Origin of the sequence: Candidatus Pantoea multigeneris (genome assembly GCF_011752615.1) — a bacterium.
GTDB lineage: Bacteria > Pseudomonadota > Gammaproteobacteria > Enterobacterales > Enterobacteriaceae > Pantoea > Pantoea multigeneris.
Map to the genome: position 1 here is coordinate 751,533 of NZ_VWXF01000001.1, position 25,597 is coordinate 777,129.

20 protein-coding genes are annotated in these 25,597 nt (G+C 52.0%); 5 read left to right on the forward strand and 15 right to left on the reverse strand.

The features are described from left to right. The first annotated feature begins 95 nt into the window (after positions 1 to 95). A complete protein-coding gene (gene elyC, locus F3J40_RS03535) occupies positions 96 to 881 on the forward strand; it encodes an envelope biogenesis factor ElyC (RefSeq protein WP_167012606.1) in 786 nt (261 codons plus the stop codon). Here elyC and F3J40_RS03540 read toward each other — a convergent pair. The 11 genes from F3J40_RS03540 to serC all read right to left on the reverse strand — a co-directional run bounded on the left by F3J40_RS03540 (position 861) and on the right by serC (position 13,630). Further along, positions 861 to 1,754 carry a phosphotransferase gene (locus F3J40_RS03540; protein ID WP_167012607.1) on the reverse strand — a complete coding sequence of 298 codons (894 nt, stop codon included), beginning with the start codon at positions 1,752 to 1,754 and terminating at the stop codon, positions 861 to 863. The two genes, elyC and F3J40_RS03540, sit on opposite strands and share 21 nt — an antisense overlap. A 50-nt stretch (positions 1,755 to 1,804) precedes the next feature. After that, on the reverse strand, positions 1,805 to 2,557 hold the full coding sequence (kdsB, locus tag F3J40_RS03545; protein ID WP_167012608.1) for a 3-deoxy-manno-octulosonate cytidylyltransferase: 753 nt from the start codon (positions 2,555 to 2,557) through the stop codon (positions 1,805 to 1,807). Further along, the gene (locus tag F3J40_RS03550; RefSeq protein ID WP_017349549.1) at positions 2,554 to 2,736 is read right to left on the reverse strand and encodes a Trm112 family protein; all 183 of its coding nucleotides are present in this window, start codon (positions 2,734 to 2,736) and stop codon (positions 2,554 to 2,556) included. The genes kdsB and F3J40_RS03550 overlap by 4 nt, the downstream gene beginning before the upstream one ends. Positions 2,737 to 2,882: 146 nt before the next feature. Continuing rightward, positions 2,883 to 3,866, reverse strand: a complete 984-nt coding sequence (gene lpxK / locus F3J40_RS03555) for a tetraacyldisaccharide 4'-kinase (RefSeq protein ID WP_167012609.1) — start codon at positions 3,864 to 3,866, stop codon at positions 2,883 to 2,885. Then, positions 3,863 to 5,611 (reverse strand): lipid A ABC transporter ATP-binding protein/permease MsbA, encoded by a 1,749-nt coding sequence (gene msbA, locus F3J40_RS03560; protein ID WP_167012610.1) that lies wholly within the window; start codon positions 5,609 to 5,611, stop codon positions 3,863 to 3,865. Before msbA ends, lpxK begins: the two co-directional genes overlap by 4 nt. Positions 5,612 to 5,645: 34 nt before the next feature. Next, positions 5,646 to 7,898: a DNA internalization-related competence protein ComEC/Rec2 gene (locus F3J40_RS03565; protein WP_167012611.1), complete on the reverse strand. Its 2,253-nt coding sequence runs from the start codon at positions 7,896 to 7,898 to the stop codon at positions 5,646 to 5,648. A 222-nt stretch (positions 7,899 to 8,120) separates the two neighbouring features. After that, on the reverse strand, positions 8,121 to 8,414 hold the full coding sequence (gene ihfB, locus F3J40_RS03570; protein ID WP_017349553.1) for an integration host factor subunit beta: 294 nt from the start codon (positions 8,412 to 8,414) through the stop codon (positions 8,121 to 8,123). A gap of 89 nt (positions 8,415 to 8,503) precedes the next feature. Next, on the reverse strand, positions 8,504 to 10,177 hold the full coding sequence (gene rpsA / locus F3J40_RS03575) for a 30S ribosomal protein S1 (protein WP_167012612.1): 1,674 nt from the start codon (positions 10,175 to 10,177) through the stop codon (positions 8,504 to 8,506). A 115-nt stretch (positions 10,178 to 10,292) separates the two neighbouring features. Next, positions 10,293 to 10,982, reverse strand: a complete 690-nt coding sequence (cmk, locus tag F3J40_RS03580) for a (d)CMP kinase (RefSeq protein WP_167012933.1) — start codon at positions 10,980 to 10,982, stop codon at positions 10,293 to 10,295. Positions 10,983 to 11,188: 206 nt separating this feature from the next. Beyond that, complete coding sequence (gene aroA, locus F3J40_RS03585) at positions 11,189 to 12,475, reverse strand: 3-phosphoshikimate 1-carboxyvinyltransferase (RefSeq protein WP_017349556.1); 1,287 nt, start codon at positions 12,473 to 12,475, stop codon at positions 11,189 to 11,191. Positions 12,476 to 12,544: 69 nt separating this feature from the next. Continuing rightward, entirely contained in the window at positions 12,545 to 13,630 is a 1,086-nt protein-coding gene (serC, locus tag F3J40_RS03590) for a 3-phosphoserine/phosphohydroxythreonine transaminase (RefSeq protein WP_167012613.1), read from the reverse strand. 314 nt (positions 13,631 to 13,944) lie between these two features. Between serC and ycaO the strand changes: the two genes are divergently transcribed. From ycaO to pflA, 4 genes are all read left to right on the forward strand, one after another. Then, a complete protein-coding gene (gene ycaO, locus F3J40_RS03595; protein ID WP_167012614.1) occupies positions 13,945 to 15,708 on the forward strand; it encodes a 30S ribosomal protein S12 methylthiotransferase accessory factor YcaO in 1,764 nt (587 codons plus the stop codon). A gap of 293 nt (positions 15,709 to 16,001) precedes the next feature. Further along, the gene (focA, locus tag F3J40_RS03600) at positions 16,002 to 16,904 is read left to right on the forward strand and encodes a formate transporter FocA (protein ID WP_167012615.1); all 903 of its coding nucleotides are present in this window, start codon (positions 16,002 to 16,004) and stop codon (positions 16,902 to 16,904) included. Positions 16,905 to 16,933: 29 nt separating this feature from the next. Then, positions 16,934 to 19,216, forward strand: coding sequence for a formate C-acetyltransferase (gene pflB / locus F3J40_RS03605; protein WP_167012616.1), 2,283 nt, complete (start codon positions 16,934 to 16,936; stop codon positions 19,214 to 19,216). Between the two features lie 66 nt (positions 19,217 to 19,282). Next, entirely contained in the window at positions 19,283 to 20,023 is a 741-nt protein-coding gene (gene pflA / locus F3J40_RS03610; RefSeq protein WP_167012617.1) for a pyruvate formate lyase 1-activating protein, read from the forward strand. Positions 20,024 to 20,495: 472 nt separating this feature from the next. On the opposite strand, the gene F3J40_RS03615 is transcribed toward pflA, so the two are convergent. From F3J40_RS03615 to mglB, 4 genes are all read right to left on the reverse strand, one after another. Beyond that, on the reverse strand, positions 20,496 to 21,653 hold the full coding sequence (locus F3J40_RS03615) for an MFS transporter (protein ID WP_167012618.1): 1,158 nt from the start codon (positions 21,651 to 21,653) through the stop codon (positions 20,496 to 20,498). Positions 21,654 to 21,949: 296 nt separating this feature from the next. Beyond that, complete coding sequence (mglC, locus tag F3J40_RS03620; RefSeq protein WP_167012619.1) at positions 21,950 to 22,960, reverse strand: galactose/methyl galactoside ABC transporter permease MglC; 1,011 nt, start codon at positions 22,958 to 22,960, stop codon at positions 21,950 to 21,952. 18 nt (positions 22,961 to 22,978) lie between these two features. Continuing rightward, entirely contained in the window at positions 22,979 to 24,499 is a 1,521-nt protein-coding gene (mglA, locus tag F3J40_RS03625; RefSeq protein WP_167012620.1) for a galactose/methyl galactoside ABC transporter ATP-binding protein MglA, read from the reverse strand. A 70-nt stretch (positions 24,500 to 24,569) separates the two neighbouring features. Further along, the gene (mglB, locus tag F3J40_RS03630; protein ID WP_167012621.1) at positions 24,570 to 25,565 is read right to left on the reverse strand and encodes a galactose/glucose ABC transporter substrate-binding protein MglB; all 996 of its coding nucleotides are present in this window, start codon (positions 25,563 to 25,565) and stop codon (positions 24,570 to 24,572) included. Between the last annotated feature and the right edge of the window lie 32 nt (positions 25,566 to 25,597).

Here is a 25,597-nt window from a genome sequence, read left to right on the forward strand (position 1 = left end):
TTATGCTATTTTGTCACAGGAAAGCCAGGAATGAACCTTTCATCCCGAGGTTGTCACCCGGCTGCCGTTTTTTCGTTCAACAGGGGAGTTTAACGATGCTTTTTTACCTGAAAAAAGTGACTGGCGGCCTGCTACTGCCTTTGCCGTTTCTGTTATTGGTTATAGCGGCCGGGATTTTGCTGCTCTGGTTTAGCCGCTGGCAGAAAGCCGGTAAAATTCTCATTTCTGCTGGCTGGCTAGTGCTGTTGCTGCTGAGCCTGCAGCCGGTTGCCGACCGTCTCTTGCTGCCCGTGGAAGAGAGTTACCCGACGTGGAATGGCGATGCGAAGTATGACTACATTGTGGTCCTCGGGGGGGGTTACACCTATAACCCAGACTGGGCACCCAGCTCTAATCTCATTAGCAACAGCCTGCCTCGCGTCACGGAAGGGGTTCGGCAGTGGCTACGCCATCCTTCCGCGATCATGGTATTTACCGGCGCTGCGGGGGGAGACAATCCTATGAGCAATGCTGAAACCGCGGCAAAAGTGGCGCAGAGCCTCGGTGTACCCGCCGACCATACGTTGGCATTGAGTCAACCAAAGGATACCGAAGAGGAGTCTCATGCGGTGCGGGCGGCAATTGGTGACCATCCGTTCCTGTTAGTCACTTCCGCCAGCCATTTACCTCGCGCCATGCGTTTCTTTGAAGCTGCCGGGCTGAAACCGATTCCGGTGCCCGCAAACCAAATGGCGATCACCTCACCACTGTACTGGTTTGAACGCGTCACCCCTTCTGCGGTGTGGCTGGGTCACAGTGAACGTGCAAGTTATGAGCTGCTGGGGCAGTTATGGCAGTGGATGAAGGGCATTCGCTCACCGTCAACCGAGCCACGGCAATAGCTGGTTGCGCGCGTGATCGAAGCGCGCGCGATCGAACTCGCCGCTGTGCACCAGGCTATCAACGCAAGACCAGAGTTGATAGAGCCAGCGGCGCCACATAAAGCCGTCATCTACCGGAGCGTGGCTGAGATAGAGACGTAATAATTCCCCCTCTACGCCCTGATCGGACAGATAGATCAGCTCATATTCACGCGGCCCCCACAGAATGTTACCCGGCTCGGCCATGGCCAGCAGCAGATCGCTGTGCGGTTCTTTGATAATACTGGAGAGACGGAAGTTACCGTGCAACATCACCGCAGGGTCATCAAAGTCGTTAAACAGACGTTTGAACTGCGCACGACTGCGAAACAGGATTTGGCGATCTTCCTGGGTAAAGAAAGGCGGACGTAGATAGCCTAATGTGGCCCACAACACTTCAACGCTTTGGCGATACCAGACTGGCCAGTTATTTTCCTGAACGCTGTCGACGCTGCCGATCAGGCCATGACTCTGAATACGATGCCAGCCAAGGAGCCCTTCGACCACCTGCTCAAAGAGTTGCTGACGGCGGGAAACATCACCTGAAGCCGCCTCTGCGGAGATGCCTTTGATCCGTTCGAGGAGCAGCATTTCGTGTACCGGTGGCTGTTGGCTCAGTACCAGCCCATACACCGCGGGCACCTGTATCAATCCTTCGTGGCCCAGCATCGCCAGCTTTTTCGCTTCCAGCGCTGCTCGCCCCTGATGCCGGTAATATTTCGCCATCATCGGCAATGGTTCGCCGGCTTCATCGTACAGGGCGTATAAACGGGCGGGGGGTTGCTCGCTGATGGGTTCAACGCGACTGAGTGATTTCCCCAATACGATGGCCAGCTCTTTTTTTAGCTGTTCCATTTTCCCCCTCCGTACCACGATGCCTGTCTGCAACAGACAGGCTACCGGATTTAAGGCTGCATAGCTGCGCGTACCCGAACCAGGTCTTCGGCGGTATCTACGCCTGTGCCAGGCACGGTCAGTGCAACAGCGACGTGAATCTTTTCGCCATACCAGAGCACGCGAAGTTGCTCCAGCAGTTCGATTTTTTCCAGCGCACAAGGTTCCCATGCCACATAGCGACGAATGAAACCGGCGCGATAAGCATAAATACCGATGTGGCGCAGCAGAGAATCGCCGATCTCTTCACGCGACTGCGCAAAGCGTTCACGATCCCAGGGGATGGTGGCGCGAGAGAAATAGAGAGCATAGCCTTCAGCGTCAGTCACGACTTTCACGGCGTTGGGGTTAAATGCCTCTTCCGCATCGTGAATGGGCACCGCCAGCGTTGCCATCCCTGCGGATGTCGCCCCCGCAAGGTTATTAGCAACCTGACGTACGATGTCCGCAGGCACCATCGGCTCATCGCCCTGCACATTAACAATGATATCGTCATCGGCAAATTGCAGTTTTTCGCAGACTTCCGCCAGGCGTTCAGTGCCCGACTGATGATCGGCACGGGTCATACACACTTCACCACCCGCTGCGATGACTGCCGCTGCTACTTCATCGTGATCGGTTGCCACAATGACGCGACTGGCACCCGATTCGCGGGCGCGCTCCATCACGTGCACGACCATTGGCTTACCGTGGATATCCAGCAACGGTTTTCCCGGTAAACGGGTAGAAGCATAGCGCGCAGGGATAACCGCGATGAAACTCATGGATGAATCTCTTCTGCCGTTAGCGTGCGGGCTTCATTTTCCAGTAGCACCGGAATGCCATCACGCACTGGGTATGCCAGGCCGTCAGGCTTACAAATCAATTCCTGCTGAGCATTATTGTAGTACAGCTTGCCATTACATACCGGGCAGGCAACGATTTCGAGTAAGCGGTGATCCATAAATCCTCCATCACGGACCGATAACAAGTGGGTGCTAGCATAGCATAGCTGGGGAGGTGAAGCGGGGAGGAAACAGGGGTTACGAGCAAAGTTAGTGCGGCAGCAATGGCACTGCCGCACCTTTTAACCTACGCTTTGCTCGCTTATTACTCAGCCTTACAAAGCGCGGTAATTTTTTGCATGAGCGGTGCAAGCGCATCACCTTGCAGTTGTGCATCCACCGGTAAATACCACCAGTTTTCCTGCGCAAAGGTGCGGCATTTCACCGCATCTTTTTCCGTCATCAGCAGCGGTTGTTCCGGCTGGGTCAGCGCGACCAGTTCTGCTTTGTGATAAGCATGGTGATCGGCAAAAGCGATTTCAGCCACTGGCGTTAGCCCTTGCTGGCGCAACGTGTTGAAGAAACGCGGTGGATGGCCAATACCCGCCATCGCGACCACCTCTTTGAAGGTGGACAGCGCTCGCTTCTCGCCGCTGCGCATATTGACAGCCAGCCCTGGGCTGAGCGTCATCGCAATTTCTCCCGCCAGGGCTGTGCCGCCATTTGTCACTACGGCATCAACCTGCTTTAAGCGAGAGGCACGCTCGCGCATCGGCCCGGCTGGCAGCCACCAGCCATTGCCGAAGCGACGCTCACCGTCCACCACCACAATTTCAACATTACGCTGCAGTGCGTAATGCTGTAGGCCATCATCGGTGATGATGATATCCAGCGGGTATTTCGCCAGTAAACGCTCAATCGCCGCCCGACGACGAGGTGCCACGGCAACCGGGGCGTTGGTCCGTTGAGCAATGAGCACCGGCTCATCGCCAGCCTGGTCAGTGGCGGTCTGTGCCGTGACTAACAACGGATAGCTTTGCGCTTTCCCGCCGTAGCCACGAGACACCACACCCACTTCATAACCTTGCTGCTGCAGCGCCTGCACCAGCCAGATAACCAGTGGCGTTTTGCCATTGCCACCCGCCGTCAGGTTTCCAACCACCACAACCGGTATGGGAGAGCGCCAGCTTTTGCGCAATCCAAGCCGATAGCTTAACCGGATAATGCCGCTGACCGCGCCATACAACAGGCTGAACGGCCAGAGCAGCACCCAGAGCGGGGATTTACCACTCCAGATACGCGCTATCATGCGCCAAACTGCATTTTGTGCAGCTGAGCATAAGCTCCCTGCTGGGCGAGAAGCACCTCATGTGTACCGCGCTCAACGATGTAGCCATCTTCCACGACCACAATTTCATCGGCTTTTTCGATGGTCGACAGGCGGTGCGCAATCACCAGTGAAGTACGGTTTTTCTGGAGCTCGTCCAGCGCAGACTGGATAGCACGTTCAGATTCGGTATCCAGTGCTGAAGTCGCTTCATCGAGAATCAAAATCGGGGAGTCACGCAGCAGCGCACGGGCAATCGCAATACGCTGGCGCTGACCACCAGAAAGCAGCACACCGTTCTCACCAATCACCGTATCCAGGCCATTGTCCATTTTATTGATGAAGTCCATGGCGTGTGCCATCGTCGCCGCACGTTCAATCTCTTCACGGCTGTACTGGTCTTCGCGCGCATAGGCGATGTTATTCGCGATGGTATCGTTAAACAGGTGGACACTCTGGGAAACCAGCGCAACCTGGTTACGCAGTGCGCGCAGCTGATACTCACGCAGGTCGTGCCCATCCAGTAAAATTTCGCCCTGCTGGATATCATAGAAACGCGTCAACAAACTCGCCAGAGTCGACTTACCAGAACCAGAACGTCCTACCAGCGCGACCGTTTTACCTTCAGGCAAATGCAGATTGATGTTGCGTAACGCAGGGGTATCGCGGCCTGGGTAGGTAAAGGTGACGTTACGGAATTCGATTTCGCCTTTAGCACGCACCAGCTCACGGTTGCCGGTATCTTCTTCCTGCTTGGTATCGAGGATGGAGAACAAGGTCTGGCAGGCTGCCATGCCGCGCTGGAACTGCGCATTGACGTTAGTCAGTGATTTCAATGGACGCATCAGCGCAATCATTGAGGAGAAGACCACGGTGATACTACCGGCAGTCAGAGTATCCATTACGCTTGGGAAACTGGCTGCATACAGCACGAAAGCCAGCGCCAGTGAAGCAATCAGCTGAATGATAGGATCGGAGATAGACGAAGCAGAAACCAGTTTCATGCCCTGCTGGCGCATGCGGTTGCTGACGCGTGAGAAACGCTCGGTTTCTACATCCTGGCCACCAAACATCAAGACTTCTTTATGCCCTTTCAGCATCTGTTCTGCACTGGTGGTCACCTGCCCCATGGTGTTCTGCATGTTTTTGCTGATATTACGGAAACGTTTGGAGACGTTACGGATCGCAAACGAGACCACAGGTGCCAGCACAATCAGAATTAACGACAGCTGCCAACTGTAATAGAACATCATGATAAACAGGCCGATGATCGAGGCACCTTCACGCACCACGGTGACCAGCGCACTGGAAGATGAAGAGGCTACCTGTTCAGAATCATAAGTGATGCGAGACAACAGCGTACCTGTTGACTGCTGATCAAAGAAGGAGACCGGCATGCCCATCATGTGACCAAACAGACGACGGCGCATGTTCATCACCACCTGACCAGAGACCCAGGAGATGCCATAACTTGAGATATAGCTGGTAATACCACGAATCAGCATCAGGCCAATCACCGCCAGCGGCATCCACAGTAATACTGATTTATCCGCTTTGCCAAAGCCGTCATCCAGTAAAGGCTTCAACAGGGAGAGCATAAGGGTGTCGCCTGCGGCGTTGATCACCAGCGCCACTGCGGCCACAATTAAACCCGCTTTGTGTGGGGCGATCATTGGCCAGAGTCGACGGAATGTCTGCCAGGTTGAGAGATCTTTGTCTTGATGCATTATATTTTCACGCTGTTTGAAATAGCCGATCATTCTACCTGGAATCGCGTTTGACGCCAAACCACTGATGATACCAACGGGGTAAAATTTGTTCTCTCAGACCAGCAACTTGCATATTTCCGGCCTGAATTTTGACGCTGATCTGCCCTGACTGTCCGGTATCGTACCAGGTGTAACCCTGTTTCTGATAACTCTCCAGTACGGATTTTGCTGGCATCCGCCATGCATTATAGCGGGCTAAAGAGGCTAAGGCGGTCTCGCCCGAGACCTGCCGTAAGAACAGTGAAGTGGATGAGGTCTTACTGCCATGATGTGGCACCTGCAAAATATCACTGCGCAAATTTTCCTTCTCCAGCGCGACCAGTTGACGCTCCCCACTCTGCTCCAGGTCCCCCGTGAGCAGTAGGCTAACCTGACCGTCACTGACCCGAATCACACAGGAGTCATTATTTTGCCCAGCGCCCGGGCTGTTTTCCGGCCACAGTACAGTAAAGCGGAGTTGCTGCCACTGCCATTGCTCGCCACGCTGGCAAGGTAAGTGCCCTTCCCACCCCAGGGCACTGCGCAATTCGGCATCGGGAAAATGCCGTTTCACTGCCGACAACCCACCAACATGATCGAGGTGTTTATGACTAAGAATCACAGATTTTACTTTCAGTCCCTGCCGCTGTAGCCACGGCACAATAATGCGATCCCCGGCATTATCCTCAGCCCAGCGGGGACCAGCATCGTAGAGCACCGCTTCTCTCCCTTGTTGAATCACCACGCTCAAACCGTGCCCGACATCTAACAGCGTAATACGCCAGCCTTTGTCTTCTGGCAAACGCCACAGCAGCACTAACATGGCGCAGGCCAGGCAACTTGCCGGAGCGCGCCAAACGAAGCCACAACGCCACAGCAATAACCCTCCCCATAGCGTCAGTGCCCAAAACATGCCGTCATACAACGCGACCCATGCGGTGGGCAGTTGCTGCAACAGCCAGAAGGTGATGTGTAATGTGCCATCCGCCAGCCACCACAACGCGTAGCTCAGCGTTGCATGGGGCATCAGCATGGCGGCCAGCAGCAAGGGAACCGTCAGTAGCGAAACCACCGGGATCGCCACCAGATTCGCCAGCAAAGCACTCAGGCTCAGACCACCAAAAATGGTTGCCTGTACCGGCACCATCAACAGCATCATCCCCAGCTGTAAATGCAGCAACTGGAGTAGCCACCAGCGTTTTTGCTGCCTGAACCGAGGCGGCAGCGGAAAGTTACGGCACCAGATCAACAGCAGTAGTACGGCAATCGCTGAGAGCCAAAAGCTGTCAGAAAGCAGGGTTAATGGGTCCACAATCACTAATCCTGCAATACAAAGCGTCCAGAGCTGCCAACACGTTAAGCGTAAACTCAGACACTGTGTTATCCCCCACAATATCAGCGCCAGCATGGCTCTTTGTGCCGGAAGATGGTTACCCGATATCCAGCTATACAGCCCTGCCATCACCCCACCGGCGATGAGCGGTAGCATGAAACCAATACGCGATGTCGGCAGAAAAAACTGCACGCCCCGCATCAACAACACGCCAACAGCCGCCGCTAAAGCAATGTGCATGCCTGAAATCGCCATTAAGTGCGCCGTTCCAGTCTCCTTTAACAACGTCCGTATTTCAGTGGAGAGCGCACTGCGATCGCCAAATGCCAGTGCCCGCAACGTAGCCTGCTGTGGCAAGGGTTGTATCAACTGCTGGTGGTAGTTCACCCAACGCCAGCGCCAGCTGCATGCAGCCTGCAACGCCTGGGCCTGCTGCACTTTCCCTTGTAATGGCGTGTGATTCGCCAGGGCAAAACGCTGGGCATCAAACAGCCCCTGGTTAAGACGGGCATGAACGGGACGCAGTTTTACCTGCATTTGCCATATCTGCCCGTCGCAATAGAGGGCAGGATCGGCTACGGTCAGCCAGATATACAGCGGTGGGAATTGATACTTTTCTTCATGCTGGATAACCCTGACCCGAATTTGGCCACGACGGGTGTCAGCCTCCCTCACTTCCACTTTCATCGATACCGGAGCGCGACTCAGTCTTTCGGTGACAGACACAATCTGATGAGCTTCCGTTAACATCCAACAGGCTAACAGCAGGCACACGGCCAGAACACGGATGATTTTTCCACCTAACATCAGCATAGCGAGGGCAATGATTGCTGCAATCGTGAGGGAGACACCTTGTGGAATGGCGGGGAGCCACAAGAGGGGCAATCCCATAAGCAATGTCAGTCTGGCGAGGCATATCCATGTCATCGGCATCAGTACGCTTCCTGGCGAAAGCGACATTTTGACGCGTTTGCTGATGGTTTACAGACGTTAAAAACAAGCGTACGAGGGGATGCGCAACCTTTTTTAGTTTATGCACACGGGTTGCAGCGGAAGTGGAACAGGGTTCCCAAATTTATTGCGAGCAAAAAAAAACGACACCCGGAGATGTCGTTTCTTAGCGTTCAGTAACAGCCAATGCGTGATGATGTGCGATTATTTAGACTGATCGTAAATATTCGCGCGGTCACGCAACTCTTTGCCTGGCTTGAAGTGGGGAACGTATTTACCTTCCAAATCCACCTTGTCACCCGTTTTCGGGTTACGGCCAGTGCGCGGTGCACGATAGTGCAGAGAGAAACTGCCGAATCCCCGGATTTCGATGCGCTCACCTTCAGCCAGCGTAGTGGCCATGTGCTCGAGCATCTCTTTCACCGCATCCTCAATGGCTTTCGCCGGAATATGAGTTTGTTGGCTGGCAAGTCTTTCAATCAGTTCTGACTTGGTCATGTATCCTCCGGTTAATCCCTGTGGGGAAAGATAAAGCAGCTGATGTTACTGATACGGGCGGCATTACACCGCCCGGGACGTCAGGTCGATTACTCGCCTTTAGCCGCTTTGAACGCTTCAGCCATAGCGTTAGAGAAGTTGCCTTCATCCTGTTTGGTGTTAACAGTGTTGATAGCTTCTTTCTCATCAGCCTGGTCTTTAGCACGTACAGACAGGCTTACAACGCGGTTCTTACGGTCAACGCCGGTGAATTTAGCTTCAACGTCGTCACCAACACTCAGAACCAGAGTTGCGTCTTCGATACGGTCCAGTGAAGCTTCAGAAGCGCGCAGGTAACCTTCAACGCCGTCTGCCAATTCAACTGTAGCACCTTTAGCGTCAACTGCAGTCACTTTACCGGTGACGATAGCACCTTTCTTGTTCAAAGTGATGTAGTTGTTGAACGGATCTTCTGCCAGCTGTTTAACGCCCAGAGAGATACGCTCGCGCTCTGCATCAACCTGCAGTACAACGGCAGCGATTTCGTCGCCTTTTTTGTACTCACGAACGGCTTCTTCGCCAGTCGCGTTCCAGGAGATGTCAGACAGGTGAACCAGACCGTCGATGCCGCCGTCCAGGCCGATGAAGATACCGAAGTCAGTGATTGACTTGATTTTACCTTCAACGCGATCGCCTTTGTTGTGGGTCTCAGCGAACTGCTGCCATGGGTTGTTTTTGCACTGCTTCAGACCCAGGGAGATACGACGACGCTCTTCGTCGATGTCCAGAACCATAACTTCAACAACATCGCCCACGTTAACAACTTTAGATGGGTGAATGTTCTTGTTGGTCCAGTCCATTTCAGAAACGTGTACCAGGCCTTCAACGCCTTCTTCGATTTCAACGAAGCAGCCGTAGTCGGTCAGGTTGGTTACACGACCAGTCAGCTTGGTGCCTTCTGGGTAGCGCTTAGCGATAGCAACCCATGGATCTTCGCCCAGCTGTTTCAGGCCGAGAGATACACGAGTACGTTCGCGGTCGAATTTCAGTACTTTAACTGCAATTTCGTCGCCAACGTTCACGATTTCGCTTGGATGCTTAACGCGTTTCCATGCCATATCAGTGATGTGCAGCAGGCCGTCAACACCGCCCAGATCAACGAATGCGCCGTAGTCAGTCAGGTTCTTAACGATACCTTTAACTTCGATGCCTTCCTGCAGGTTTTCCAGCAGCTGATCGCGCTCTGCGCTGTTTTCAGATTCGATAACTGCGCGGCGAGAAACAACCACGTTGTTACGTTTCTGATCAAGCTTGATTACTTTGAACTCAAGCTCTTTGCCTTCCAGGTGCAGGGTATCGCGAACTGGACGCACGTCAACCAGTGAACCTGGCAGGAACGCACGAATACCGTTCAGCTCAACTGTGAAGCCACCTTTAACTTTGCCGTTGATAACACCGGTAACAGTTTCAGCATCTTCGTAAGCTTTTTCCAGCGTGATCCAAGCTTCGTGACGTTTAGCTTTCTCACGGGACAGCAGGGTTTCACCGAAGCCGTCTTCTACTGCATCCAGAGCAACGTCAACTTCGTCGCCCACCTGGATTTCCAGTTCACCGGCTGCGTTCTTGAACTGCTCTGCAGGGATTGCAGACTCAGATTTCAGACCCGCATCAACCAGCACAACGTCTTTGTCGATAGAGACAACAACGCCGCGAACGATGGAACCCGGACGGGTTTCGATTTCTTTCAGTGATTCTTCAAATAGTTGAGCAAAAGATTCAGTCATATTGATAATCTTCAGGATTCTTCAATTTAACGTCCACCTGACATACCTTTCGGGTGGGGTTGTTTCACATGCCTGCTAACGTCCTGTGAGCAGGGGGTACTACAAAATTCGTTTCTTAAGCCGCAGGAAGACCCAGTTTTTCACGCGCATAACTCAGTGACTTTTCAATCACTTGCTCAATGCTCATACTGGTTGAATCCAGTACCAGAGCATCTGCTGCGGGAACTAATGGTGCAATGGCGCGATTACGATCGCGGTCATCACGTTCCTTTATCTCGGCTAAAAGGCGCTCAAAGTTAACACTAAAGCCCTTTTCCTGCAACTGTAGCATACGGCGCTGCGCGCGCTCTTCCGAACTCGCATCAAGAAAAATTTTCACCGGCGCGTCAGGGAAAACCACGGTGCCCATGTCTCGGCCATCGGCAATCAGGCCCGGTTCATCACGGAATGCACGCTGACGTCGCAGCAGAGCTTCGCGAACACGCGGGAAAGCAGCCACACGCGAAGCGGTATTACTGACTTCCTGGGTACGAATTTCACCGGTGACTTCTTCGCCTTCAAGGATGACTTTCATTTCACCCTGTTCAGAAACAAAACGTACATCAAGGTGAGCGGCCAGTGGGACCAGCGCTTCTTCCGATTCAATATCAACCTGATGATGTAAAGCTGCCAGTGCCAGCACACGATAAATGGCGCCAGAGTCCAATAAATGCCACTGCAGCGTTTCTGCCATCGCTTTGCAGAGGGTGCCTTTACCTGCTCCACTTGGTCCGTCGATGGTTATGACCGGGGCGTTCGCCGTCATCATTTTCTCCTGTTTGCAGCATGCTGAGTATAACAGCCTGCCAGGCTGCATAAGAATGGGGCGCATTATACTCGGCCTATGCGCCGTTAGTTAGCCTTTAGCGCTCACAGGATGAAAATTTTGATAGAATTTAGAAATGTCGCTCAACAATCGTACCAGTTTCGCAGCAAAACCCGGCAACAGCGTCCTGTCGCCGGGTTACTACCTTAGGCCGAGTGGCTGAGTTTGCCTAACTGTTGGAAGTAGTCAGGGAAAGTTTTCGCCGTACAGCCTGGATCAAGAATCGTCACCGGTGTGTCTGACAGCGCAACCAGTGAAAAACACATCGCCATACGATGATCATTGTAGGTGCCAATCTCAGCATGTACCAACTGAGCCGGTGGAGTGATACGAATATAATCGTTACCCTCTTCCACTTCAGCCCCGACTTTACGCAACTCGGTCGCCATGGCCGTCAGGCGATCGGTCTCTTTTACACGCCAGTTGTAAATGTTACGCAACTGCGTGGTGCCCTCGGCAAACAAGGCGGCGGTGGCGATAGTCATGGCAGCATCCGGGATATGGTTCATATCCATATCGATCCCTTTCAGCTCACCACGCGTGCAGGCGATGTAATCATCTCCCCATTCAACCACGGCACCCATTTGCTCTAGCACATCCGCAAAGCGAATGTCGCCCTGGACGCTATTGCGACCAATGCCGGTGACACGCACCGTGCCGCCTTTAATCGCAGCCGCAGCCAGGAAGTAGGAAGCAGAAGAGGCATCACCTTCGACCAGGTAATCACCTGGCGCGATGTACTGCTGCTGGCCCTTAATCACGAAGCGGCCGTACTGCTCGTTTTCGACCTGCACACCAAAGCACGCCATCAGGTTCAGCGTGATATCAATGTACGGTTTAGATACCAGGTCACCTTTGATGGTGATGACAGTATCCTGCTCCGCCAGCGGTGCGGTCATCAGAAGTGCCGTCAGGAACTGGCTGGATACACTACCGTCTACGCTCACTGCGCCGCCTTTGAAGCCACCACGCAGGCGCAGCGGTGGGTAATCTGGGTTTTCCAGATACTCAATCTCCGCACCGCCCTGACGTAACGCATCAACCAGGTGCCCAATTGGACGCTCTTTCATGCGCGGTTCGCCGGTCAATACCACATCTTGCTGGCCCAGACACAATGCCGCTGCCAGTGGGCGCATCGCCGTACCGGCGTTCCCGAGGAACAGTTCCAGCGGCTCTTGTGCCACCAGAGCACCGCCATTGCCAGTCACTTCGCAGACAGTGCGGTCGGCAGAAAGTTGATAGCTGACACCCAGCGCTTGCAGCGCATTAAGCATGTGTTTGATATCGTCGCTATCAAGCAGATTGGTCAGGCGCGTGGTGCCTTTCGCCAATGCCGCGAGCAACAGCGCACGGTTCGATACGCTTTTTGAACCGGGCAGGTTAACGGTGCCGTCAATACGGGCAATCGGTTGTAGGGTCAGGGAGTCCTGCATTGTGAAACCTAATCTCCAGATAAGACAAAAAACCCCGCCGTACGACGGGGTTGGGGCAGACAGTATGAATCAACCGTGGCGGCGTTCAAAGTCCACCATGAAATCGGTCAGTGCTTTTACGCCTTCCAGCGGCATCGCATTGTAGATGGATGCACGCATGCCACCCACTACACGGTGACCTTTCAACGCGTGCAAGCCCGCGTTCACGGACTCATCCAGGAACACTTTATCCAGCGCAGAGTCTGCCAGCTGGAATGGAATGTTCATGCGTGAACGGTTACTGGTAGCCACATCATTGCGGTAGAAGTCGCTCTTATCAATCACACCATATAGCAGGTCAGCTTTTGCCTGATTGATTTTATCCACTTCAGCAATCCCGCCCTTCTCTTTCAGCCACTTGAATACCAGACCAGAGAGATACCAGGCGTAAGTTGGCGGGGTGTTAAACATCGATTCGTTTTCAGACAACACGGTGTAATCGAGGATGGAAGGCACATACTTTTGTGCTTTACCCAGCAGATCTTCTCGTACTACCACCAGGGTTAAGCCAGCTGGTCCAATGTTTTTCTGCGCGCCAGCATACAAAACGCCATAGCGATTGATGTCCAACGGGCGCGATAAGATGGTTGAAGAGAGGTCAGCGACCACGACTTTGTCACCAAAATCCGGTTCTTCATCAATTGCGATGCCATCAATGGTTTCATTCGGGCAGTAATGCAGGTAGGCCGCGTCATCACTCAGCTGCCAGTCACGCATTGGCAAGATAGCGCGTTTGCCATCGACCGTGATTTTGGCATCAATCGTGCGGGGTGAGCAGTATTTTTGCGCTTCTTTGATTGCGCTATAGGCCCAGTAACCGCCATCGACGTAGTCTGCGGTGGTTGCGTTACCCAACAGGTTGCCCGGTAAAGCAGCAAACTGAGCTCGCGCCCCGCCGTGACAGAATAAAACTTTGTAGTTTTGTGGAATATTCAGAAGATCACGGAAGTCTTGCTCAGCTTCAGTCGCAACCTGAATAAACTCTTTACTGCGATGGCTGATCTCCATTACGGAGGTCCCCAGCCCGTGCCAGTTTGTCAGTTCTTGTTCCGCACGACGGAGCACTTCAACCGGCAGCATGGCTGGGCCGGAGCTAAAATTGTAAACCTGGGTCATGTCCACTCACCACTGTCATATAAAACGGTTATCAATATGCTCTCGGTTTTATCATTGCCACCGGGTAGCTGCAATCATAAATCCGGTCACGATCACATTTCTTGCATCCGTCTCGCCGCAGCTTATGTTACGAATGCAAAAGCTAACGAAATTTTGTGAGGTCTATTCGGCGTAGTAAAAAATGGACTTCACACCCTGTGGGAGGAAGGCAGAATGATTGGCAGAAAAAATCGTTGTCCGGATAGCGCACCCCTCGCAAAATCCGTATCATTGCGCGCTTTATGCCCCATCACGACTACAGAGAGAGCGGCTCCATGACGCAAACATTCATTCCCGGCAAAGACGCCGCGTTGGAAGATTCTATCGAACGCTTCCAGCAAAAACTGTTGGACCTCGGTTTCAACATTGAAGAGGCCTCATGGCTGAATCCCGTACCCAACGTATGGTCCGTTCATATCCGTGATCGTGATTGCCCGCTCTGCTTTACCAATGGTAAAGGTGCCAGCAAGAAAGCCGCACTGGCATCAGCCTTGGGGGAATATTTTGAGCGCCTGTCGACCAACTATTTCTTTGCTGACTTCTGGTTAGGCAAAGCCATCGCTAACGGCGATTTCGTACACTACCCGAATGAGAAATGGTTCCCGGTGCCCGCTGATAACAGCCTGCCGGAAGGCATCCTGGACGATCGTCTGCGCGCTTTCTACGATCCTGAAAATGAACTGGGTGGATCAGATCTGATTGATCTGCAATCGGGTAACGAAGAGCGCGGGATCTGTGGCTTGCCATTTACCCGCCAGTCAGACCAGCAAACGGTCTACATCCCTATGAACATTATTGGCAACCTGTACGTGTCGAACGGCATGTCTGCGGGCAATACGGCCAATGAAGCTCGCGTGCAGGGGCTGTCTGAAGTCTTTGAGCGCCACATTAAAAACCGCATTATTGCAGAGTCCATCAGCCTGCCAGAAATTCCAGAGAGCGTTATGCAGCGCTATCCGGGTGTGGTCGCTTCCATTGAACGCCTGGAAGCAGAAGGTTTCCCTATCTTCTCCTACGATGCTTCCCTGGGCGGCAAGTACCCGGTCATTTGTGTGGTGCTCTTCAACCCGGCTAATGGCACCTGCTTCGCCTCGTTCGGTGCACACCCAGACTTTGGCGTGGCGCTGGAGCGTACCGTTACCGAGCTGCTGCAAGGTCGTGGCCTGAAAGATCTGGATGTCTTCACTCCGCCAACATTCGATGATGAAGAAGTGGCTGAACACGCCAATCTGGAAACCCACTTTATCGACTCCAGCGGCCTGATCTCCTGGGATATGTTCAAGCAAGATGCGGATTATCCGTTTGTTGACTGGAGCTTCTCAGGCACGACCGAGCAAGAGTTCGCAACGTTGATGGCTATCTTTAAAGAAGAAGGCCAGGACGTGTACATTGCCGATTACGAACACCTGAGTGTGTATGCTTGCCGTATTATTGTGGCGGGCATGTCTGATATCTATCCGGCAGAAGATTTGCTGTTGGCAAACAACAACATGGGTGCCAACCTGCGCGAAACGCTGCTGGCCCTGCCAGAGACCAACTGGAATCCGGAAGAGTATCTCGATCTGATCGCTCAACTGGATGAAGAAGGCCATGATGACTTCACGCGCGTGCGTGAACTGCTTGGTCTGGCAAGCGGTAAAGACAATGGCTGGTACACCCTGCGCATTGGCGAACTGAAAGCCATGCTGGCGCTGGCTGGTGGCGATCTGGATCAGGCCCTGACCTGGACTGAGTGGACGATGGAATTCAACAGCTCCGTCTTCACCCCTGAGCGTGCTAATTACTACCGTTGCCTGCAGACTCTGCTGCTGTTAGCGATGGAAGATGAGCGCGAGCCATTACAGTACCACCATGCATTCTCCCGCATGTATGGCGCAGAAGCGCTGGAAGCGGCATCTGCGGCCATCAGCGGTGAAGCTCCGTTCTATGGTCTGCAGGCCGTTGACGACGATCTGCACGCCTTCCCGGCGCATCAGTCTCTGTTGCAGGCTTATGAAAAGCTGCAGGCGGCTAAGCGTAAATTCTGGGCGAACAAGTAATATCTAAGACTCCCCGACAGTAAGTCGGGGAGTCTTTTTCAGTAATATCAATTTTTTACTCCTCTATTTTTACATTCTTTATTTTCAGACCATTTAAAAGTAAAGACATGAGAAAAAATAACGCATCCATGTGGCTGTGTTATCAAAATTAACACCAGCAACATTGCATTTACTTTAACCTTGTCCTGCCTCACAACTTTGTTATTTCACCCCAAGAAATAATGATCTAAATCAACTCTTCCCACGCCAGTAATTGCTAATATTTTCCTGTAAATCCTGCTGAGAGCAGAAAAATGAAAGCAAACAATCCATTCAACTTATTACTTCCTCCTGCTATGGCAAAAGTGGCAGAAGAAACCGGGGTCTACAAAGCCACAAAACACCCGTTGACCACTTTCTTCCTTGCCATTACTGCAGGGGTTTTTATTTCCATTGCCTTTGTCTTCTATATTACCGTCACCACTGGAGCCTCGGACTTACCCTGGGGGCTGGTGCGCTTTATTGGCGGTATCTGTTTTTCCCTGGGCCTGATCCTGGTAGTGGTCGGCGGTGCAGATCTCTTTACGTCAACCGTCCTGATTGTGGTCGCTAAAGCCAGTGGACGCATTAGCTGGGGGCAGTTGGCCCGGAACTGGCTGACAGTGTATGTCGGTAATCTGATTGGCGCCCTGCTGTTTGTGGCCTTAATTGCTCTTGCCCAACAGGGTATGGCAGCACAGGGCGCGTGGGGGTTGAATGTCCTGCAAACTGCCGATCACAAAATGCACCACAGTTTTATTGAAGCGGTCTGCCTCGGTATTCTGGCGAATTTAATGGTCTGTCTCGGTGTCTGGATGAGTTATTCTGGCCGGTCACTCACCGATAAAGTTTTAGTATTAATCCTTCCGGTCGCCATGTTTGTTGCCAGTGGCTTTGAACACAGCATTGCTAATATGTTCCTTATTCCGCTGGCAATTGTTATTCGTGATTTCTCCAGCCCTGAATTCTGGCAGCTCACCGGAGCCAGCGCCGCACAGTTTTCATCTCTGACGCCGGTAAGATTTATTATCGATAATCTTATCCCGGTGACGCTCGGCAATATTATTGGCGGGGGTGTTCTGGTCGGGCTGACATATTGGGTGATCTATTTACGCGCTGGCGGCCCAACGCAATTAACTGAATCAAAAGCCGTGTCTGAATCTGAAGACGCGCCGTAAGAAAGCTCCTTTAATAAGGTAGGTATATCATGACAGTACTGAATGAAAAACAGCACAGTGCCTGGCAGGGCTTCGCCTCAGGTGAATGGCAAACCAGCATCAACGTGCGCGACTTTATCCAGAAAAACTACACCCCTTATACCGGTGACGAAAGCTTCCTTGCGGGTGCCACAGAAAACACCACCATCTTATGGAATGAGGTGCTGGAAAAGATCAAAGTCGAGAATAAGACGCACGAACCTTATGACTTCGATACTGACGTGATCTCTACGATTACCTCGCACGCCGCCGGATACATCGATCATCCACGGGAAAAAATTGTTGGCTTGCAAACCGATGCGCCTTTGAAGCGTGCCATTATTCCGTTTGGCGGGATCAAAATGGTGGAGAGCTCTTGTAACGTTTATCGTCGCGAGCTTGACCCCGCTATCAAAACCATTTTTACCGAGTACCGCAAAACCCATAATCAGGGTGTGTTTGATGTCTATACGCCCGATATTATGCGCTGCCGTAAATCTGGCGTGTTGACCGGCTTACCGGATGCCTACGGTCGTGGCCGTATTATCGGCGATTATCGTCGGGTGGCACTGTATGGCATTGATGCTCTGATGCAGGACAAACTGGCTCAGTTCACCTCACTTCAGGCCGATCTGGAACAGGGCGTTAATCTTGAAGCCACAATTCGCCTGCGTGAAGAGATTACCGATCAACACCACGCGTTAAATCAAATCAAGGTGATGGCCGCCAAGTACGGCTGCGATATCTCTGGCCCGGCAACAACCGCTCAGGAAGCCGTGCAATGGACTTACTTTGCCTACCTGGCCGCCGTTAAATCACAAAATGGCGCAGCGATGTCGTTTGGTCGCGTATCCACCTTCCTGGATATCTACTTTGAACGTGATATGCAGGCAGGCCGCCTGACGGAAAGTGAGGCGCAGGAGTTAGTCGATCATCTGGTCATGAAACTGCGTATGGTGCGTTTTCTGCGTACCCCAGAATACGATGAACTGTTTTCTGGCGATCCCATTTGGGCAACGGAGTCACTGGCTGGACAAGGGGTTGATGGCCGCACTTTAGTCACCAAAACCACTTTCCGCTTCCTGAATACGCTCTATACCATGGGACCGTCACCGGAACCGAATATGACCATTCTGTGGTCAGAAAATCTGCCGACCAATTTCAAGAAATATGCCTCGAAGGTGTCGATAGATACGTCGTCCTTGCAGTATGAAAATGACGATTTAATGCGCCCAGACTTTGACAATGATGACTATGCCATTGCCTGCTGCGTTAGCCCGATGATCGTTGGCAAACAGATGCAGTTCTTTGGTGCTCGTGCCAATCTCGCTAAAACGTTGCTGTATGCAATTAACGGTGGCGTTGATGAAAAATCGCTGGCGCAAGTCGGACCGGTGGAGCCAAAAATCACCGATGAAGTGCTGCAATACGATACCGTGCTCGCCCGCATGGATCACTTTATGGACTGGCTGGCACAGCAGTATGTTACCGCGCTGAACATCATTCACTATATGCATGATAAGTACAGCTACGAAGCCTCACTCATGGCCCTGCACGACCGGGACGTTTACCGTACCATGGCCTGCGGCATTGCCGGATTGTCCGTCGCTGCCGACTCACTCTCGGCGATTAAATATGCGGAAGTGAAACCGGTACGCAATGCGGACGGTATCGCGACAGATTTCGAGATTAACGGTGAGTATCCGCAGTTTGGTAATAACGATGCTCGCGTAGACGATATTGCCTGCGATTTGGTTGAGCGCTTTATGAAGAAAATTCAGCGCCTGACCACTTACCGAAATGCCGTGCCAACCCAGTCAGTACTGACCATTACCTCGAATGTGGTTTACGGCAAAAAAACCGGTAATACCCCCGATGGTCGTCGCTCTGGCGCGCCATTCGGTCCGGGAGCCAACCCGATGCATGGGCGAGATCAGAAAGGGGCAATTGCCTCACTGACTTCCGTTGCCAAACTTCCCTTTGAATATGCGCGTGATGGTATTTCGTACACCTTTTCCATCGTCCCGGATGCGTTAGGGAAAAGTGATGATGTGCGTAAATCCAACCTGGCGGGACTGATGGACGGATATTTCCATCATGATGGTGAGACTGAAGGTGGGCAGCATCTGAATGTTAACGTGATGAATCGCGAGATGTTGCTGGATGCCATGGAGCACCCTGATAAGTACCCACAGTTGACCATTCGCGTGTCTGGCTATGCAGTGCGCTTCAATGCGCTGACACCAGAACAGCAGCAGGATGTTATTACCCGTACTTTTACCAAGTCGATGTAATTGCGTTGCCGGGCCTCATTACTGAGGCCCATTTTCCCTGTTCTGTGAAGTCGTGAGGTGATAACCATGTCCGTAAACGGAAGAATCCATTCCAGTGAGTCCTGTGGCACCGTAGATGGTCCAGGCATTCGCTTTATCACCTTTTTTCAAGGATGTCTGATGCGCTGTCTGTATTGCCATAACCGCGATACCTGGGATACCCATGCGGGTAAAGAGGTCACGGTTGATGAGCTGATGCAGGAAGTGGTGAGCTATAAACATTTCATGAAGGCGTCGGGGGGTGGCGTGACCGCTTCCGGCGGCGAAGCAATTTTACAAGCCGAGTTTGTTCGCGACTGGTTTCGCGCCTGCCATGCGGCCGGGATTCATACCTGTCTTGATACCAATGGGTTTGTCCGTCGTTATGATGCAGTGATTGATGAGTTGCTGGATGTGACCGATTTAGTGATGCTGGATATTAAGCAGGTGAATGATGAGGTTCATCAGGTTCTGACCAGCGTTTCCAATCATCGCACGCTGGATTTCGCCCGTTATCTGCAAAAGCGCGGCATTCGTACCTGGATTCGCTATGTGGTTGTTCCGGGTTATACCGATGACGATGCTTCAGCGCATTTGCTCGGCGAGTTTACCGCAGGGATGGATAACATCGAGAAGATTGAGCTGTTGCCTTATCACGAGTTAGGCAAGCATAAGTGGGACGTTCTGGGGGAAACCTATCCGTTAGAGGGTGTGAAGCCACCGAGCCGGGCCACGTTGGAACATATTCAGCAGATTCTGGCCGGTTATGGGCACCCAGTGGTGTTCTGATCCGCTTTATTTAGCGTTATTTTGAGAGTTGAGGTTGAGGGTAAGGTCAAAACCATCGCCTGTGAAACCGAGATACCTCGGCCTGTAGGGCAATCGGGCTGCGACGTGGCTCGCTCCGATCACCCTGCCCTCCGAAATCCATACGACTCTGTTGCCTGAAAGCAGGCCGTCTGGAAGATGAGCATTAAAACTCACCAACGGCTCAAGCTTCTGGCAGCCGCACTGCTGCTATTGGGAAGATGATGGGGGGTATGACAGCAAATGCCTCTGGCACATGGATGTGCCAGCGGATCGTAGGGATACGGGTTCCTTTGCAGTCATACCCCCCATTGTCTGACCTGCCACCTGAATCCACAGCAGCTTTCCAGTTCATTGCATAAATGTCTGACCTGCCACCCGAATTGACAGCGACTTCAAACACACTGCCCCCGAACCCACAGCAGCTTTCCAGCACATCGCCTGCCAAATTAAATCAGGCGTGTGCAACCGGTGTAGCGCTGCGATCGGCTTTGCGCAGCAGCATAAACAGATACACCAGCGCCACGGTAGCAATGGTCACGAACAACAGACGATCGGAATAGCTCTGCATCAACACCGCCGTCATGCCAGGCCCCACCAGACTGCCGATGGTATAGCTCAGCAGCAGTGCCTGATTCATGGCGACTAACTCATGATGAGAAACCGTTTCACAAGCCCAGGACATCGCAACCGGATAAAGGGTAAAGCCCGCCAGACCCAACACAAACAGTGAAGGTCCCATCGCTGCGCCGGACAGCATCGCCAGGGCACCAAGAATAATCACAAACACCTGCACCCGGAGCACCAGCAAACGACCAAAACGGTCGGCCAGCTTGCCGATTGGCCACTGTCCAAGAATACCGGCACTGATTAACAGCGCCATCCAGTAGCCAACGCTGGCATCGCTCATTCCCTGATGGGAAAGAAACAGCGGCATCAAACCATACAGTGAACCCAAAACAATGCCGGAAATGATGCAACCATTAATGCCCAGGCGCGAACCGCGACGACGGAACATCGGCCAGATGCGAGCAGCAGAACTCGGCTCAATCACCTCTTCCTGTGCAGAAGCGACGCGCGTAAACACCAGCGGCAAAATCGCACACAAAATAAGTACAGTGACCCACGGAATAACGTGGGACAAGGCTGTAGGTAACTTGCTCACTAACAACTGAGCCGCAACCGTTGCCAGATAATAAACCATCATATAGGCCGCTAAAAGCTGACCACGATTCCGTACCGTGCCGCTGCGTAATAACGCACTCTCAACCACCACCCAAATCAGCGCACAGCCGATGCCGGCAATAAAACGTAGCAGGCTCCACGACCAGAATCCCGCCAAAGGCAGCAATAAACCGGTAGCCACGGCAATCACCACCGAAGCGAAATAATAACAACGGTTAAACCCGTAACGTTTAATTAACATTCCGGCGATAATCGTCCCCAGCAAATTGCCGGTAAAATAGGAAGAGCTCACCATTCCAATCTGCCAGGTTGCTGACTGATCGTGCGTCAGCCAAAGCGGAACCAGGGTGTTTAACACCGCAATGGAAACAGTCAACAGCATAAGGCCGCACAGCAGCAGCAGCACGGGGCGAGTCCAGGTAGACATAGGGATTAAAAATCCAAAGAAAAGAACGATATTGCGCGCAGTTTGCCACTGCTTTAAATAAAGTCAACGAGCATAATTTTGCCCCAGCATTTTTTGCTGCTCATCCATTTAAAATTTTTATCTTCAGTAAGTTAGCGCCCGCTTTCCAATAGATTCCATCGCTGCTATCCCTATGAAAAATGACACTTTTAACGCTTTATTTACCAATCAGTTCGATAACGTTTATTTCTGAGATAAAAACAAAAAAAACGGCCCACTCTGGGGCCGTTTCGAACCTGCTGCAAATAACCGGGCAATTACTTCTTGCGCGCGTACTTGAGTGAGTCCAGAGCGACCGCGAAAATAATAATGCCGCCCTTAATAATGTACTGCCAGTATGGGTTCACACCAATATAGGTCAAACCATAGTTAATGACGGTGAAAATTAACACGCCGGTAACAACACCAGCGACGGTCCCCACGCCACCGGCGAAGGAAACACCGCCAACCACACAGGCTGCGATCGCATCCAGCTCATACATAAAGCCGAGGTTATTGGTTGCACTACCGATACGGCCCGCTTCCAGCATCCCGCCAAAGGCATAAAACACCCCTGACAGCGCATACACCAGAATCAGGTTGAAAGGCACATTCACACCAGACACTTTTGCCGCTTCCGGGTTACCGCCGATGGCAAAAATGTTCTTACCGAAGCGTGTCTTATTCCACAGAATCCAGACAAACGCGATAGCAATCAACGCATAGAAGGTAATGTAAGAGAGCTTAAAATCACCGAAGCGGAAAAAGCCCTGAGCAAATTTAGAGAAACCGGCATCAAATCCTGCGACTGGCGAAGCACCCACATAGTCAAAATAGAGTGAGTTAATACCATAAACGATAATCATGGTACCCAGCGTGGTGATAAACGGCGTCACCTTCAGATAGGCGATGATCACACCGTTCACCAGGCCAATCAGCGCACCAATCACACACACAATCAGCATCACCACCGGAATCGGCACGGTATCCAGATGCGGGAACACTTTATTGGCGTTGTCCATTGCCTGTAGCAAGGTTGCTGCCACAACGGCTGCCAGGCCCACCTGACGCCCGGCAGACAGGTCCGTACCCTGGGTCACAATCAGACCCGCTACACCGAGGGCAATAATAATACGCACTGAAGACTGCGTCAGAATGTTACTCAGGTTCATCAAACTCAGGAACGTCGGATCCTGGAAAATAATGATTGCCAGCAACACCAGCAGGACGACGTAAATACCGCCCTCTTTTAACCAGGTTAGCGCATTCTTTTTTGTAGTCGCTTTCATGTTAACAGCCCTTGCTCATCAGAGATGTAATGACGCTAAACGCAATATTTCGTTCTGCGTGGTGGTTTTGGTATCAACAATGCCCGCAACCTGACCGTTACTCATCACCAGAATACGATCGGTAATGCCCAACAACTCCGGCATCTCGGACGAGATAATAATGATGCCTTTCTCTTTCTTCGCCAGCTCAGCGATAAGCTGGTAAATTTCGAATTTTGCTCCAACGTCAATACCACGCGTTGGCTCATCAAGCATCAAAATTTCGGGCTGCGTTAATAACCAACGCCCGATAATCACTTTCTGTTGGTTACCGCCAGAAAGAGAACCAATCTGTGTATGCTGGCCCGGTGTTTTCACACGCATAGAATCGATTACCCATTGGGTATCGCTCTTCATGCGCTTGTTATCCAGCAACCCGATTGAATTTTTATATTTCTTGATATTGGAGATCAGCGAGTTAAAACCGATATCCAGATAAGCATAAATCCCCGTTGAACGACGTTCTTCAGTCACCAGCGCAAAACCATGATTGATGGCTTCATTCGCACTGTGATTGTTAATCGCTTTACCATGCAGCTTGATCGTACCGCCCGACTTTTCACGGATACCAAACAGCGTCTCAACGATATCGGTACGCTTCGCCCCGACCAGGCCCGCAATCCCCAGAATCTCTCCTTTGTGCAGATCAAAAGAGATATCCCGAATCGAAGGCTGACGCAGCGAAGTCAGATTGCGCACTTCCAGAATGGTTTCGCCCGGCACGTTGGACTTGTCCGGGAAGCGCTGATTCAATGAACGACCCACCATCATTGAGATGATCTTGTCCATATCCAGCCCTTCCAGCGGGCGGGTCGCAATCCACTGACCATCGCGTAAAATGGTGATTTCATCACACAGCTGGAAAATCTCTTCCATCTTGTGTGAGATATACACAATCCCGCAGCCACGATCTTTCAGCTTACGGATAATGGTAAACAGGTGGTTAACTTCTTTTTCGGTTAATGACGACGTTGGCTCATCCATAATGACGATTTTCGCGTCATACGAGAATGCCTTAGCAATTTCAATCATCTGCATTTGTGATACAGAAAGATCGATCACTTTATCGCGCGGGTCGATATTAATATCCAGTTCGTCGAAGATCGCTTTGGTATCACGATACATCTTATCCTGATCGACAAAAAAACCTTTGCGCGGATAACGCCCCAGCCACATGTTGTCCATGACCGTGCGCTGTAACACCAGGTTCAGCTCCTGGTGTACCATAGAAACGCCATTTTCCAGCGCTTCTTTCGAAGACTTAAAATTAACTTCTTCACCCTGAAACAGGATGCTCCCCGTATCCTTGCTATAAATACCAAACAGGCATTTTAATAAAGTGGATTTACCGGCACCATTTTCACCCATTAAGGCGTGAACGGAGTGAGGCCGCACTTTTAAATTCACGTTATCTAAGGCTTTCACTCCTGGGAATGACTTACTGACATCAGTCATCTCCAGCAGATATTCACGCTGTGCGGTCGGATTATCACTGGCCATAATTTACCTGGCTAACAAAACGGTGATGATTCGGATTCAGGCGCGGAAGGCTCCGCGCCTGCAAACCCACTTATTTCTGGAACTGGGCCAGATTATCTTTATCTACCGGTACATAAGGTACGCGGACAACTTTGTTTTCCATCTTGAAGCTGGTGCCCGCCGTCGGCTCTTTACCCTGCGCCAGATTGTTGGCGATATCGAGGGTGGCTTTTGCCTGGTTTTCAGCATCGTTCAACACGGTACCGGACATTGCACCTGATTTGATCAACGCCAGCGCTTCTGGCAGCGCATCCACACCAAAGACCGGCACGTTGCTCATGTTGTGCGCTTTCAGCGCTTCAACTGCACCCATTGCCATCGCGTCGTTGTTGGCGATGATCACTTCAATTTTCTTGCCGTTCGGGCCAGACAACCAGGCATCGACTTTATCTTTGGCCTGTGCGGTATCCCACATCGCTGTGTCCATCGCCAACTGCTGGGTTTTGATGCCGTCTTTGTTCAGGGTATCGATAACGTATTTGGTACGGGCTTCCGCATCTGGGTGGCCTGGCTCGCCTTTCAGCAGCACGTACTGAATCTGACCGTCTTTGTTCAGATCCCACGCTGGCGTGGCTTTCCAGTGTTTCTCAATCAGCTCTGCCTGTTTAATACCTGACTCTTTAGAATCGGTGCCAACGTAATAGGCTTTATCGTAACTGGCTAAAGCTTTCGCGCTCGGCTCTTTGTTGAAGAACACGACCGGCACATCGTTTGCGCGTGCTTTATCAATCACAGTGCCCGCAGCCGCTGGGTCAACCAGGTTGATCGCTAACGCCTTAACCCCTTTTGCCATCAGCACATCGATTTGGTCGTTCTGTGTAGACTGGCTGTTCTGTGAGTCATTCATCAGCAGCTGTACGCCGCCCAGGGTCTTCGCTTCTTTCTCGATATCTTTACGCACCATCGACATGAAGTTGTCATCGTATTTATAGATGGTGACGCCAATACGTGTATCAGCAGCATGTGCCACAGAGCCCATCATCATGCCGGCAACCAGTGCTGTGAGGGTGAAAACCTTCTTATTCATAATAACTCCGGTTCTTGTGCAGGGTCGTTTGG

What these genes read in the sequence shown, in the direction of transcription:
- lpxK (WP_167012609.1), bottom strand. Translation starts at nt 3,866, where the DNA reads ATGATAGCGCGTATCTGGAGTGGTAAATCCCCGCTCTGGGTGCTGCTC.
- F3J40_RS03615 (WP_167012618.1), bottom strand. Translation starts at nt 21,653, where the DNA reads ATGTCTACCTGGACTCGCCCCGTGCTGCTGCTGCTGTGCGGCCTTATG.
- ycaO (WP_167012614.1), top strand. Translation starts at nt 13,945, where the DNA reads ATGACGCAAACATTCATTCCCGGCAAAGACGCCGCGTTGGAAGATTCT.
- F3J40_RS03540 (WP_167012607.1), bottom strand. Translation starts at nt 1,754, where the DNA reads ATGGAACAGCTAAAAAAAGAGCTGGCCATCGTATTGGGGAAATCACTC.
- serC (WP_167012613.1), bottom strand. Translation starts at nt 13,630, where the DNA reads ATGACCCAGGTTTACAATTTTAGCTCCGGCCCAGCCATGCTGCCGGTT.
- msbA (WP_167012610.1), bottom strand. Translation starts at nt 5,611, where the DNA reads ATGCATCAAGACAAAGATCTCTCAACCTGGCAGACATTCCGTCGACTC.
- aroA (WP_017349556.1), bottom strand. Translation starts at nt 12,475, where the DNA reads ATGCAGGACTCCCTGACCCTACAACCGATTGCCCGTATTGACGGCACC.
- kdsB (WP_167012608.1), bottom strand. Translation starts at nt 2,557, where the DNA reads ATGAGTTTCATCGCGGTTATCCCTGCGCGCTATGCTTCTACCCGTTTA.
- mglA (WP_167012620.1), bottom strand. Translation starts at nt 24,499, where the DNA reads ATGGCCAGTGATAATCCGACCGCACAGCGTGAATATCTGCTGGAGATG.
- rpsA (WP_167012612.1), bottom strand. Translation starts at nt 10,177, where the DNA reads ATGACTGAATCTTTTGCTCAACTATTTGAAGAATCACTGAAAGAAATC.
- F3J40_RS03565 (WP_167012611.1), bottom strand. Translation starts at nt 7,898, where the DNA reads ATGCCGATGACATGGATATGCCTCGCCAGACTGACATTGCTTATGGGA.
- mglC (WP_167012619.1), bottom strand. Translation starts at nt 22,960, where the DNA reads ATGAAAGCGACTACAAAAAAGAATGCGCTAACCTGGTTAAAAGAGGGC.
- F3J40_RS03550 (WP_017349549.1), bottom strand. Translation starts at nt 2,736, where the DNA reads ATGGATCACCGCTTACTCGAAATCGTTGCCTGCCCGGTATGTAATGGC.
- focA (WP_167012615.1), top strand. Translation starts at nt 16,002, where the DNA reads ATGAAAGCAAACAATCCATTCAACTTATTACTTCCTCCTGCTATGGCA.
- elyC (WP_167012606.1), top strand. Translation starts at nt 96, where the DNA reads ATGCTTTTTTACCTGAAAAAAGTGACTGGCGGCCTGCTACTGCCTTTG.
- pflA (WP_167012617.1), top strand. Translation starts at nt 19,283, where the DNA reads ATGTCCGTAAACGGAAGAATCCATTCCAGTGAGTCCTGTGGCACCGTA.
- pflB (WP_167012616.1), top strand. Translation starts at nt 16,934, where the DNA reads ATGACAGTACTGAATGAAAAACAGCACAGTGCCTGGCAGGGCTTCGCC.
- ihfB (WP_017349553.1), bottom strand. Translation starts at nt 8,414, where the DNA reads ATGACCAAGTCAGAACTGATTGAAAGACTTGCCAGCCAACAAACTCAT.
- mglB (WP_167012621.1), bottom strand. Translation starts at nt 25,565, where the DNA reads ATGAATAAGAAGGTTTTCACCCTCACAGCACTGGTTGCCGGCATGATG.
- cmk (WP_167012933.1), bottom strand. Translation starts at nt 10,982, where the DNA reads ATGACGGCGAACGCCCCGGTCATAACCATCGACGGACCAAGTGGAGCA.